The sequence below is a fragment of the Niallia sp. NCCP-28 genome (assembly GCF_023168165.1).
In the GTDB taxonomy this organism is placed as follows: domain Bacteria; phylum Bacillota; class Bacilli; order Bacillales; family Cytobacillaceae; genus Niallia.
Map to the genome: position 1 here is coordinate 935,649 of NZ_BQYJ01000002.1, position 12,581 is coordinate 948,229.

Sequence of the window (12,581 nt, forward strand, 5' to 3'; positions counted from 1 at the left end):
AAATGGAACAAGTAAGAACATCAAAGAAAGAAGCAGCAACTGAAACATTGCCGTCTATTTATTCTTTGCAATTAGATGAGTTAAAAACATGGCTAAAAGAAAATAATGAAAAAGCATTTAGGGCAGATCAAATATTTGAATGGTTATATAAACAAAGAGTAACGTCTTTTGAAGATATGTCCAATCTGTCGAAAAGTTTGCGTCAATTATTGACAGATAACTTTACGATTACAACATTAAAAACAATTATTGAACAAACTTCAAGTGATGGCACTATTAAATTTTTATTTGAACTTCATGATGGATATTCCATTGAAACGGTATTAATGAGACATGATTATGGCAATTCTGTATGTGTAACAACACAAGTAGGCTGCCGCATTGGCTGTACATTCTGCGCATCTACCCTTGGTGGATTAAAAAGAAACTTAGAAGCAGGAGAAATCGTTGCACAAGTCGTAAAGGTACAACAAGCTCTTGATAAAACGAATGAGCGTGTCAGCTCAGTCGTTATTATGGGAATTGGAGAGCCGTTCGATAATTTTAATAATATGCTGGGGTTCTTAAAAATTATCAATCATGATCAAGCTCTAAATATTGGAGCAAGACATATTACTGTCTCTACAAGTGGAATTGTTCCAAAAATTTACGAATTTGCCGATCAAAATATGCAAATTAATTTTGCTGTATCCCTTCATGCTCCAAATACAGAATTAAGAAGCAGATTAATGCCAATTAATAGAGCATATAAACTGCCTCAATTAATGGAAGCAATCCGCTATTATGTAGAAAAAACAGGCCGCCGTGTAAGTTTTGAATATGGTTTATTCGGAAATGTAAATGACCAAGTAGAACATGCGGAAGAATTGGCTAAACTGGTAAAAGGAATTAAATGCCATGTTAATTTAATTCCAGTAAACTATGTGCCAGAAAGAGACTATGTTCGCACACCAAAGGATCAAATCTTCTTATTTGAAAAAACGTTGAAAAACCATGGAGTAAATGTAACCATTCGCAGAGAGCAAGGCTCCGATATTGATGCTGCTTGTGGCCAGCTTCGTGCTAAGGAGAGACAAGAAGAGACGAGGTGACAAGTTTTGAAACAAGTGTTTAAAACAGATAAAGGAAAAGTACGCCAGCATAATGAAGACAATGGAACTATATGCTTTAATCAAAACGGCCAACGCCTTGCCATCGTAGCAGATGGCATGGGCGGACACCGTGCTGGTGATGTAGCAAGCCGCTTAACGGTTGATAAATTATCAGAGTTTTGGCTGGCTAATGATAAAATTGAGTCAGCAGACGATGCAGAGAATTGGCTGAAAGCAAAAATCCTGGAAGTGAATCAATATGTTTATCAATATTCTGTAAACCATCCTGAATGTGACGGAATGGGCACCACCGTTATTGCTTGTATATGTACAGAAAATTTTTCTACCATTGCACATGTTGGCGACAGCCGCTGCTATCTTTACAATGAAGATGGCTTTAAACAAGTGACAGAGGATCATTCATTAGTAAATGAGTTGGTGAGAATGGGAGAAATATCAAAAGAAGATGCAGAGCATCATCCAAGAAAAAATGTTGTTCTCAGAGCATTAGGTACGGATGAAAATTTAAATGTAGATATTATGACGATTATGTTTGAAGAGGGAGATGTTATTTTAATCTGCTCTGATGGCTTATCGAATAAAGTACCAGAAGTCGAATTAATGACTGTTCTAACAAAACAAGCTTCCCTTGATGAAAAAGCATCCATGCTGATTCAGTCAGCCAATGACAGCGGCGGTGAAGATAATATTACAGTTATTATCTTAGAGCATTTGGATATCCATCAAGCAGGTGAAGCCCCATGATGGTTGGCAAAAGAATAAACGGCCGCTATAAAGTAATGGATATGATTGGCGGCGGTGGAATGGCGAATGTCTATCTGGCTCACGATATGATCTTGGATAGGGATGTTGCTGTAAAAATGCTTCGTCTAGATTTTGTAAACGATGAAGAGTTTATTAGACGCTTTCACAGGGAAGCGCAATCTGCTACAAGCTTAACCCATCCTAATATTGTCACTATTTATGATGTAGGGGAAGAAGGTTCCATCTATTATATCGTGATGGAATATGTAGAAGGCTACACATTAAAACAATACATACAAAAACACTCCCCTATACCTGTTGAAACAGCAATTGAAATGATGAAACAGCTAACTTCTGCCATAACCCATGCTCATCAAAATAATATTGTTCATCGGGATATTAAGCCCCATAATATTTTGGTTGATAAACAGGGAAATGTAAAAATTACTGATTTTGGCATTGCGATGGCTTTAAGTGCAACAAGTATTACACAAACAAATTCTGTTCTCGGTTCTGTTCATTATCTATCTCCAGAGCAAGCCCGAGGAGGAATGGCCAATAAAAAGTCTGATATTTATTCCCTTGGAATTGTCATGTTTGAATTGTTGACAGGAAGGTTGCCGTTTTCAGGAGAATCAGCTGTCTCTATTGCGCTAAAACATTTGCAGTCAGAAACACCGAGTGTAAGACGGTGGAATGAAACAATTCCTCAATCTGTTGAAAATGTTGTATTAAAAGCGACAGCAAAAGATCCGTTTCATCGTTATGCGAGCGTGGAAGAAATGGAAGAGGATTTAAGGACTGCACTTAATCCAGAAAGAAAAAACGAAAAAAAATTCGTGGAGCCAATTGATGAAGAAGCTACAAAAGCGATCCCGATTATAACAAATGATATATCTTATCAAAATTTAGAAGAAACCATTGTTCATGGCAAAGAAGAGAAAAATCCTCAAGGAAACAAACAAGAAGGACAAGAAAAAATTCAAGCTGCTCCAAAAAAGAAAAAGAAAGATGGAAAAAAGCTGACGGTTGTATTATTGTCTGTTTTTTTTACCCTTTTGTTAGTTGGAGTGCTTGTAATTACTGTTCTTCCAGGACTGTTGCTCCCTAAAGACGTGACTATTCCAGATGTAAGCGGCGAGGAATTAGAAGTTGCTGTTGAATCATTAGAATCAGCAGGATTTGTAATTGGAAAAACAATTCCATTAAACGATGAGGAAATAGACGCCGGCCTAATTATTCGTACAAGTCCTAAAGCAGGAAGAAAAGCGAAAGAAGGCGCTGAAATTGACCTTTATGAAAGTTTAGGAAAAGAAAAGTTCGAGTTGGATAATTATGTTGGAAAACAGTATGAAGATGTTGTGGACCAGCTGACGAAAGAAGGATTTAAAAACATTGATAAACTTGAACAGTTTGATGAAAATGAGCCTGCTGGAACCATTATCGCCCAAAATCTAACTAGCGGACAAGAAGTAGTGCCAGAAGATGCTGAATTGGAACTTACCGTCAGCAAAGGGGCTGAACTTATCTCTTTGCAGGATTTAACTGGATATAATAAAAAAGGTGTGACTGAATACGCTAGTTCGAATGGTATTGTAGTAAACTTTACGGAAGAATACAGTGATACCGTCGGAGAAGGACTAGTAATTTCGCAATCGCCAGTTGCTGATACCAATATAAGAGTAGGCTCTACTCTGGATGTCGTTATTTCAAAAGGGGCAAAAGAAATTCCAACGAAAGAGGTAACTGAGGAGATTACGATTTCCTATGAGCCATTAGTTGAGGGAGAATCTCAAGAAGTATTGATTTATGTACAAGATTTAGATAACAGCATGACAGAACCGTATGAAACGTTGACGATAACGGAAACAACGAAAAAAACATTAACTTTGCGAATAGCAAAAGGAGAAAAAGCAGGCTATAAAGTTATTCGCGATAAAAGTGTTATTATTGATCAAGTAGTGCCATATCCAGATTAAGGAGAGTTAAAGCATGCCAGAAGGCAAAATCGTTAAAGCATTAAGTGGTTTTTATTATGTATTAGATGAAGGCGGAAGTGTGACACAGTGCCGAGGCCGTGGCGTGTTTCGCAAGAATAAAATTACTCCCCTTGTAGGAGATGAGGTAGTTTTTCAAGCAGAAAATGAAACTGACGGCTATATTTTAGAAGTAAAGCAAAGAAAAAATGAATTGGTGCGCCCTCCTGTTGCTAATGTTGACCAAGCAATTCTTGTGTTTTCTAGTGTAGAGCCAAACTTTAGCACCGCTCTTTTAGACCGATTTCTTGTGTTGGTGGAATTTAATCATATTAAACCGATTATCTGTATAACTAAAATGGACTTAGCAACAAAAGAAGAAGGAAAAAAGATGGAGGAATACGCCGAGCATTACCAAAAAATTGGCTACTCTGTTATTCTGACATCATCGGAAACAGATGAAGGAATCCATGATTTAGCTCCTTTTTTGGCGGGGAAAATATCTGTTTTTGCAGGACAATCAGGTGTTGGAAAGTCTTCTTTGCTAAATGCTATTCGTCCAGATTTAGCATTAAAAACAGATGAAATATCGACACATCTAGGCAGGGGAAAGCATACAACAAGACATGTGGAACTTATAACAATTGACAACGGTTTAGTTGCGGATACCCCAGGATTCAGCTCTTTAGAGTTTAGCGATATAGAGCTGGAAGATTTAAATTATTGTTTTCCAGAAATCGAAAAAGCGAGTGAAGACTGTAAATTTAGAGGCTGTCTTCATTTGTCAGAGCCAAAGTGCAAAGTAAAAGAAGAAGTCGCGGCTTTTAGGATTCCAGCTTATCGCTATGAACATTATACAGAATTTATTCAAGAAATAAAGGATCGAAAACCTAAATATTAGGATTTTATCCCAAGGTTTGCTTGCATTAAAGACATATTTATGAAGCGCAGATGGCTGATAAAAGGAAAATCTTCGTTTTTATTTTTGGAGCATGGGGGAGCTGTCCCATGCTTTTTTTTAATACTATAGAGCAATAAAATGCTTGGATGAAAAGGAGAAAGAGAGGGGCGAGGAAAATGAATATATATATTATGGCAGGTGGACCCGAGCAATATGTGCCAGACCTTGGCCGATATACAAATGAGGAATGCATCTGGATTGGAGTTGATAAAGGCGTGCTTTATTTAATCAACCGATCTATTCCCGTGGAGGCAGCTTTCGGTGATTTTGATTCTGTAAGTGAGGAAGAGTGGCAGACAATTTGTGAGCATTCTGCAAATATAAAACAATTTAAACCAGAAAAAGATGAAACAGATATGGAGCTGGCACTAAATTGGGCCATCAAACAGCAGCCAAAAAGAATAGGGTTGTTTGGGGCGACAGGTGGCCGACTTGATCATACAATTGCAAACATGCAGCTGCTATTAAAAGAACGGCTTAGAAATGAGCAAATTCACATAGAGTTAATCGATAATAAAAATAAAGTTCATATTGCAACAAGTGGTGTACATATAATAGAAAGAGAGGAAATATATCCGTATATCTCCTTTTTTCCCTATAGTGAAGAGACTGTAGGTTTAACTTTAGAAGGCTTTAAATATCCTTTAAAGGATAAATATCTTCCGGTCAGCAGTACACTTTGTATCAGCAACGAACTTATTAGTGAATATGGTACTTTTTCTTTTGCTAAAGGCATACTATTGGTAATAAGAAGTCATGATTAACAATAAAAATTCAAGTACTATTTTGCATGTTTTGAATAGGATGTAAATGGTGTTACTGGTTAATTCGCTTTTAAGGAGGGACAGTATTCATGAGATTCTATACCATTAAACTGCCAAAATTTTTAGGAGGACTTGTCCGCGCAATGTTAGGAACATTTAAAAAAGAATAGGATGAATGTTTTTTGCCTTTTTTTGACGTACAACCTTTAAAAGATGAGGCGATAAAGGGGAAAGGAAAGCTTTTTCTTTTCTCTTTTTGAAACAATAATTAGCAGGCGCTAAAAATTAGCAAAAAATAAAAAAGGACATAAGCATGTCCTTTTTTATTTTGTCCAGTTTAGTGATTCCGCCTTTTGTTTTTTCAGCGTGTGTTAACGAACGCTAAAAGACAAGGCGAAAAGCGTGTTAATTAAACGCGCTCTACTTTACCAGATCTAAGTGCTCTAGCAGAAACCCAAACACGTTTAGGTTTTCCATCTACTAAGATACGAACCTTTTGAAGGTTTGCTCCCCAAGTACGCTTGTTAGCATTCATGGCATGGGAACGAGCATTACCTGTAGTTGTTTTTTTACCAGTTACAACACATTTACGTGGCATGTATATTTCCCTCCTTATAACCAAAACTCTTAAATAAAGAGTTTCCAAATTCCTAGTTAACGTTTTAATCCCTTAGAAAATCATAAATAATCCTCATAAAGATACTTTAATAATTTATCATACAACTACTTTGAATGCAATAGTTGTGATAAAACCTTTCAAGAAAATTTCCTTGACATGTTTTTTTTGCATACCTTATAAATAAGATACGGCTTTTCATATATAATAGAAATAGATAGGCGGTAATTCAGTTGAAAATCAAGGAGGCATGAAGCTCTTTGCTATATTAAAGATTTCTTTTTATTTTGTCGAATGCTTTAGGAAGGGGTTTCTTCTGAAAAAGCAAATAATATAAGAGGACAATCGCAGTCTAATTCAACTATCGCTTTTAAAAATTATTATGTTATAGTAAAATATCAGTAGTCAAGGAGCAATTCCAAAGGGGGAAGACTCATGTCCATCGAACTAAAAACAAATTTCGGGCAAATAGATATTTCAACAGAAGTTATTGCAACAATTGCAGGAGGAGCAGCGGTAGACTGCTACGGCATTGTAGGAATGGCGTCGAAGCATCAAATTAAAGATGGTTTGACGGATATTTTGCGTAAAGAAAACTTCACACGTGGAGTAATTGTTCGAAAAGAGAATGAAGAAGAGGTACATATTGATATGTATATTATTGTAAGTTACGGAACGAAAATTTCCGAAGTTGCGCACAATGTTCAATCAAAAGTGAAATATACACTCAATAAGACAGTTGGACTTGCCGTTGACTCGGTTAATATTTACGTTCAAGGAGTTCGTGTGACGAACCCGTAGTGAGGAGGAAACGAATAGTGTCGATTACAGTTTTAGAAGGAAAGAGATTTGCCGAAATGGTTATCCAAGGAGCAAACCATTTATCCTCTAATGCTAAATATGTAGATGCGTTAAATGTTTTTCCAGTACCAGATGGAGATACTGGGACAAATATGAATTTGTCGATGACATCAGGTGCCAAGGAAGTTCAAAATAATATTCAATCACATATAGGTAAAGTAGGGCTAAGTTTATCGAAGGGCTTGCTAATGGGAGCAAGAGGGAATTCTGGAGTTATTCTTTCACAATTATTCCGCGGATTTTCTAAATCGATTGAACAAAAAGAAAGCATTACAGGCAAAGATTTTGCTGAAGCTTTGCAATTTGGAGTGGAAACAGCTTATAAAGCAGTAATGAAGCCTGTGGAAGGAACAATTTTGACGGTTGCAAAAGACGCTGCAAAAAAAGGGCTTCAAGCAGCTGAACAACATGATGATATTATTGTAATATTGGAAGAAGTGGTAAAAGAAGCAAACGCCTCATTAAATCGTACTCCAGATCTGCTTCCTGTTTTGAAAGAAGTGGGAGTAGTAGACAGTGGAGGCCAAGGCTTGGTGTTTGTATATGAAGGATTTCTTGCAGAACTTAAAGGGGAAAAACTGCCGGATAGCATGAAAGCGGTTGTTTCCATGAATGAGCTTGTTAATGCAGAGCATCATAAAAATGTTCATAGTGTGATCAATACAGAAGATATTGAATTTGGCTATTGTACAGAATTTATGGTGCGTTTAGAAGAAGAAAAGTTGGGGAATAAAGCTTTTTCGGAAGAAGAATTCAGAAAAGATTTAAGTTCATATGGAGATTCTCTTTTAGTAATTGCAGATGATGAAGTGGTGAAAATACATATCCACTCCAATGTGCCCGGCGAAGTGTTAACATACGGCCAAAAATACGGCAATCTGATAAAAATGAAAATTGAAAATATGCGGGAGCAGCACAGCACGTTAGTGGAAAATGCAGAAAAGGAAATGCCAGCAGCACATTCAGCTCCAACGGAACAAAAGGAGTATGGAATCGTAACGGTTTCCATGGGCTCTGGAATTGCTGAACTGTTTACAAGCATTGGTGCTCATTATGTAATTGAAGGCGGACAAACAATGAATCCAAGTACGGAGGATATTGTCAATGCCATTCAAAAAGTGCATGCAAAAAAAGTGTTTATTCTTCCCAATAATAAAAATATTATTATGGCGGCAGAACAAGCAGTGGATGTACTAGGCGATCATGTGGTTGTAGTCCCTTCTAAAACGGTGCCGCAAGGGATGGCTGCACTCCTTGCATTTAATCCGAGCGCAGAAATGGATGCTAATACAAAAAGTATGACAAGTGCAATGGAGCATGTAAAAACGGGGCAGATAACATATGCTGTCAGAGATACAAATATTGATGGCCTTACTATTGAAACAGGCGATTTCATGGGGATAGCAGATGGCAAGATTGTTGTAAAAAGCAAAAAAAAGCTTGAATCTGCACAAAAATTATTAACTTCGATGATAGATGAAGATGCAGAAATTTTAACGATCATTAAAGGGGAAGATGCATCTGATGAAGATGCAGCAGCGCTTGCTTCCTTTGTCGAAGAAGAATTTGCTGATGTTGAAGTAGAAATTCATGATGGAAATCAACCTTTATATGCGTTTATTTTTTCTATTGAATAATTAATTTATGTAAACTGTATGCTTAAATAGGAGCATGCAGTTTTTTATTTTGAGAAATAAAGAAAAATGCTACAATATCACATCATGTGATAAGATGAAAGAATAGCTATTTTTAAATAGAAATTTATATTAATATAATGAAATAAAATAAAAGTTAATGGATTACGGTAATAAATAATGAAAAGGGAGCGTATCTAAGTATGAAATTCAAGAGTGTTTTCGATATTATCGGGCCTGTGATGATTGGGCCTTCAAGCTCTCACACAGCAGGAGCGGCCAGGATTGGCAGGGTGGCAAGAAACCTTTTTGATCGACAGCCTAAAAGAGCATCGATTCATTTATATGGTTCCTTTGCACAAACATATAAAGGACATGGAACAGATGTAGCAATTGTTGGCGGTTTGCTTGATTTTGATACATTTGATGAAAGAATTAAAAATTCGCTGACACTTGCCCGAAAACTTGGAATGGAAGTATCTTTTCATGTAGAAGAGGCAATTCCTGAACATCCAAATACAGCAAAAATTGTTTTATCAGACGATCAAGGAGAGCTAGAGCTTGTGGGCATCTCTATAGGCGGAGGAAAAATAGAGATAACAGAATTAAATGGTTTTAAACTAAGATTATCTGGACATCATCCAGCAATATTGGTTGTTCACAATGACAAATTTGGTGCAATTGCAAAAGTATCTAATATTTTAGCAAAATATGAAATCAATATTGGCCATATGGAAGTAAGCCGAAAAGAAAAGGGCATGCTTGCTCTTATGACGATTGAGGTGGATCAAAATATAGATGAAGCAATTTTAAAAGAAATTGAAAATCTTGAGGCAATTGAAAAAGTAACCACAATAGTCGAATAATAAAAGTAGGTTGCTATTTATATTAAGGAGTAGAGAGAAAGGAAGGAACTTGGTATGTTTCGTAATGTGGCAGAATTAGTGGAAATGGCAAAAACAAAAGGGTTGCCGATATCAGAGTTGATGATTTTACAGGAAATCGAAGTGACAGGGAGAAAAAGAGAAGAAATTATCGCTCAAATGGATATTAATTTAACAGTAATGGAGCAAGCGGTTGAACGGGGGTTAAGTGGAGTGTCGTCTCATTCTGGATTAACAGGTGGGGATGCTGTTCTGCTTCAGAATTATATAAAAAAAGGCAATTACTTATCTGGTGAATTTATTTTGGACGCTGTCAGCAAGGCAGTTGCAACAAATGAAGTGAATGCAGCAATGGGGACAATCTGTGCAACGCCAACAGCTGGATCTGCTGGTGTGGTGCCTGGAACATTATTTGCAGTGAAAAATAAATTGAATCCGACAAGAGAACAAATGTTGGCATTTTTATTTACAGCAGGCGCATTTGGCTTTATAGTTGCTAATAACGCTAGCATTTCTGGTGCTGCTGGCGGCTGCCAAGCGGAAGTAGGCTCTGCTAGTGGAATGGCTGCAGCAGCGATTGTTGAAATGGCTGGCGGGACTCCAGAACAAAGTGCCCATGCGATGGCAATTACTTTAAAGAATATGTTGGGACTTGTGTGTGATCCTGTAGCAGGATTAGTAGAAGTGCCGTGTGTCAAAAGAAATGCAATGGGGGCAGCAAATGCCATGATAGCATCAGATATGGCCCTTGCAGGCATTACAAGCCGCATTCCTTGTGATGAAGTAATTGACAGCATGTACCGTATTGGACAATCGATGCCGAACTCGTTAAAAGAAACTGCACAAGGAGGGTTGGCGGCAACACCAACTGCACGGAAATTAGAAGCAGAAATCTTTGGTAAAGCTGCATTATAAAGTGAATGAACACTTAAACAAAAGTCTAGATAACCTAAAAGGAATTGGACCTGAAACAAAAAAGCAGCTAGAAGAAATGAATATTAATACGATTTATGATCTGCTCGAATACTTCCCTTATCGTTATGAAGACTATCGGCTGCGTAATTTAGAAGAAATCAAACATGAAGAAAAAGTGACGGTAGAAGGGAAGGTTCATAGTGAACCATCCCTTGTTTTTTACGGGAAAAAAAGATCCCGTTTAACCATTAAGCTATTAGTAGAAAACTATTTAATAAGTGTTGTCTTTTTTAATCAGCCTTATTTAAAAAGCAAATTGGCTGTGAATGAACTAATTACTGTTACTGGAAAGTGGGACCAGCATCGGCAAACCATTACTGCGAATCATTTGCAGGTTGGCAGCAATCAAAAAGCACAGGATTTTGAACCTGTTTATACGGTAAAAGGGAATATCAAGGTAAAAGCATTAAGAAAGTTTATTTCCAATGCATTGTCCCAATATGAAGGGGAAATAGAAGAAATTTTCCCCGATTCTTTACTGACGAAATATCGTCTCCTTAGAAGACAAGAGGCGCTGCGCATTATTCATTTCCCTAAAAACAGGGAAGATTTAAAACAAGCCAGGCGCCGATTTGTGTATGAAGAATTTTTATTGTTTCAGCTGAAAATGCAAGGCTTGAGAAAATATGAAAGAGAACATTCAAAAGGAATTTCACAAAATCATGATGTCGATCGACTAAGAGCATTTATCGACTCTTTGCCATTTCCTTTAACTTCTGCACAAAAAAGAGTCGTAAATGAAATCATAAAAGATATGAAATCTCCATATAGGATGAATCGTCTTCTTCAAGGGGATGTAGGGTCAGGTAAAACAGTTGTAGCGGCTGTGGTGTTATATGCAACTATTTTAGCTGGTTTTCAAGGGGCGCTAATGGTCCCGACAGAAATACTTGCAGAACAGCATGCAGATTCGCTTCAGAAATTGTTTGAGCCTTTTGGCATTACATGCGCATTGCTTACTAGTTCAGTAAAAGGAAAAAAAAGGAAAGAATTGTTGACGCATTTGCAAGAAGGAAAGATTGATGTATTAATCGGCACACATGCACTAATCCAAGAGGATGTGGAATTTAAAGCATTAGGGCTTGTCATTACAGATGAACAGCATCGGTTCGGAGTTAATCAAAGGCGAATTCTTCGGGAAAAAGGCGCAAATCCTGATGTTTTATTTATGACTGCCACTCCTATTCCAAGAACGCTTGCTATCACTGTTTTTGGAGAAATGGATGTCAGCATTATCGATGAGATGCCTGCAGGAAGAAAAACAATCGAAACATATTGGGCAAAACATGATATGCTGACAAGAATTCTGCAGTTTATGGAAAAAGAATTATCGCAAGGCAGACAAAGTTATGTTATTTGCCCGCTTATTGAAGAATCAGAAAAACTTGATGTGCAAAATGCAATGGATGTTCATGCAACACTCTCGCAGTTTTTTCAAAACCGCTATCAAGTTGGTTTGATGCATGGAAAACTTCATCCAGATGAAAAAGATGCCATTATGAAACAGTTCAGCGACAACAAGATTCAAGTTCTTGTCAGTACAACTGTTGTGGAAGTAGGCGTTAACGTGCCCAATGCCACCTTTATGCTTGTTTATGACGCAGAACGATTTGGATTATCTCAGCTGCACCAGCTTAGAGGCCGCGTGGGGCGAGGAGATGCTCAATCTTATTGTGTGCTGATTGCCGATCCCAAAACAGATGTCGGCAAAGAGCGGATGAAAATTATGACAGAAACAAATGATGGTTTTGTATTAAGTGAAAAAGACTTGGAATTGAGAGGTCCAGGAGACTTTTTCGGCAAAAAGCAAAGCGGCATGCCGGAGTTTAAGATGGCAGATATGGTTCATGACTATAGAACGCTGGAGACAGCTAGAAATGATGCAACAGTGCTTATTGAGTCTCCGATATTTTGGGAGGGAGAAGAATATAGGCACTTGCGGCATCAGCTGACTAATACAGGGATTTTATCAGGAGAAAAATTAGATTAGAGTATTTTTCTTATGAAAAGACTATGTTAGAACTCCTTGCTGATTGGATCGGATGTGTGAGACT

Annotated in this window: 12 protein-coding genes; 11 read left to right on the top strand and 1 reads right to left on the bottom strand. The window is 37.4% G+C overall.

The window, feature by feature from the left end:
- Positions 1-2 precede the first annotated feature (2 nt).
- The 6 genes from rlmN (at position 3) to spoVM (ending at position 5,727) form a co-directional block, all read left to right on the top strand.
- Entirely contained in the window at positions 3-1,091 is a 1,089-nt protein-coding gene (gene rlmN, locus NCCP28_RS09010) for a dual-specificity RNA methyltransferase RlmN (protein ID WP_248561047.1), read from the top strand.
- A gap of 6 nt (positions 1,092-1,097) precedes the next feature.
- Positions 1,098-1,856 (top strand): Stp1/IreP family PP2C-type Ser/Thr phosphatase, encoded by a 759-nt coding sequence (locus NCCP28_RS09015; protein WP_248561048.1) that lies wholly within the window; start codon positions 1,098-1,100, stop codon positions 1,854-1,856.
- Entirely contained in the window at positions 1,853-3,835 is a 1,983-nt protein-coding gene (pknB, locus tag NCCP28_RS09020; RefSeq protein WP_248561049.1) for a Stk1 family PASTA domain-containing Ser/Thr kinase, read from the top strand. The genes NCCP28_RS09015 and pknB overlap by 4 nt, the downstream gene beginning before the upstream one ends.
- A gap of 13 nt (positions 3,836-3,848) precedes the next feature.
- Positions 3,849-4,733: a ribosome small subunit-dependent GTPase A gene (gene rsgA, locus NCCP28_RS09025; RefSeq protein WP_248561050.1), complete on the top strand. Its 885-nt coding sequence runs from the start codon at positions 3,849-3,851 to the stop codon at positions 4,731-4,733.
- A 176-nt stretch (positions 4,734-4,909) separates the two neighbouring features.
- Positions 4,910-5,557, top strand: coding sequence for a thiamine diphosphokinase (locus tag NCCP28_RS09030; RefSeq protein WP_248561051.1), 648 nt, complete (start codon positions 4,910-4,912; stop codon positions 5,555-5,557).
- Positions 5,558-5,646: 89 nt separating this feature from the next.
- The gene (spoVM, locus tag NCCP28_RS09035) at positions 5,647-5,727 is read left to right on the top strand and encodes a stage V sporulation protein SpoVM (protein WP_032088878.1); all 81 of its coding nucleotides are present in this window, start codon (positions 5,647-5,649) and stop codon (positions 5,725-5,727) included.
- A 239-nt stretch (positions 5,728-5,966) separates the two neighbouring features.
- On the opposite strand, the gene rpmB is transcribed toward spoVM, so the two are convergent.
- Positions 5,967-6,155 carry a 50S ribosomal protein L28 gene (rpmB, locus tag NCCP28_RS09040; RefSeq protein ID WP_007087786.1) on the bottom strand — a complete coding sequence of 63 codons (189 nt, stop codon included), beginning with the start codon at positions 6,153-6,155 and terminating at the stop codon, positions 5,967-5,969.
- A gap of 453 nt (positions 6,156-6,608) precedes the next feature.
- On the opposite strand from rpmB, the gene NCCP28_RS09045 reads away from it, so the two are divergent.
- The 5 genes from NCCP28_RS09045 to recG all read left to right on the top strand — a co-directional run bounded on the left by NCCP28_RS09045 (position 6,609) and on the right by recG (position 12,517).
- Positions 6,609-6,974, top strand: a complete 366-nt coding sequence (locus NCCP28_RS09045; protein WP_101175530.1) for an Asp23/Gls24 family envelope stress response protein — start codon at positions 6,609-6,611, stop codon at positions 6,972-6,974.
- A gap of 17 nt (positions 6,975-6,991) precedes the next feature.
- Positions 6,992-8,671, top strand: coding sequence for a DAK2 domain-containing protein (locus NCCP28_RS09050; RefSeq protein WP_248561052.1), 1,680 nt, complete (start codon positions 6,992-6,994; stop codon positions 8,669-8,671).
- Positions 8,672-8,871: 200 nt separating this feature from the next.
- Positions 8,872-9,534, top strand: a complete 663-nt coding sequence (gene sdaAB, locus NCCP28_RS09055; protein WP_248561053.1) for an L-serine ammonia-lyase, iron-sulfur-dependent subunit beta — start codon at positions 8,872-8,874, stop codon at positions 9,532-9,534.
- Positions 9,535-9,588: 54 nt separating this feature from the next.
- Positions 9,589-10,467 (top strand): L-serine ammonia-lyase, iron-sulfur-dependent, subunit alpha, encoded by an 879-nt coding sequence (gene sdaAA, locus NCCP28_RS09060; protein ID WP_248561054.1) that lies wholly within the window; start codon positions 9,589-9,591, stop codon positions 10,465-10,467.
- 1 nt (position 10,468) lies between these two features.
- A complete protein-coding gene (recG, locus tag NCCP28_RS09065) occupies positions 10,469-12,517 on the top strand; it encodes an ATP-dependent DNA helicase RecG (RefSeq protein ID WP_248561143.1) in 2,049 nt (682 codons plus the stop codon).
- Positions 12,518-12,581 lie beyond the last annotated feature (64 nt).

What these genes read in the sequence shown, in the direction of transcription:
- sdaAB (WP_248561053.1), top strand. Translation starts at nt 8,872, where the DNA reads ATGAAATTCAAGAGTGTTTTCGATATTATCGGGCCTGTGATGATTGGG.
- NCCP28_RS09030 (WP_248561051.1), top strand. Translation starts at nt 4,910, where the DNA reads ATGAATATATATATTATGGCAGGTGGACCCGAGCAATATGTGCCAGAC.
- rsgA (WP_248561050.1), top strand. Translation starts at nt 3,849, where the DNA reads ATGCCAGAAGGCAAAATCGTTAAAGCATTAAGTGGTTTTTATTATGTA.
- NCCP28_RS09045 (WP_101175530.1), top strand. Translation starts at nt 6,609, where the DNA reads ATGTCCATCGAACTAAAAACAAATTTCGGGCAAATAGATATTTCAACA.
- pknB (WP_248561049.1), top strand. Translation starts at nt 1,853, where the DNA reads ATGATGGTTGGCAAAAGAATAAACGGCCGCTATAAAGTAATGGATATG.
- rlmN (WP_248561047.1), top strand. Translation starts at nt 3, where the DNA reads ATGGAACAAGTAAGAACATCAAAGAAAGAAGCAGCAACTGAAACATTG.
- rpmB (WP_007087786.1), bottom strand. Translation starts at nt 6,155, where the DNA reads ATGCCACGTAAATGTGTTGTAACTGGTAAAAAAACAACTACAGGTAAT.
- sdaAA (WP_248561054.1), top strand. Translation starts at nt 9,589, where the DNA reads ATGTTTCGTAATGTGGCAGAATTAGTGGAAATGGCAAAAACAAAAGGG.
- spoVM (WP_032088878.1), top strand. Translation starts at nt 5,647, where the DNA reads ATGAGATTCTATACCATTAAACTGCCAAAATTTTTAGGAGGACTTGTC.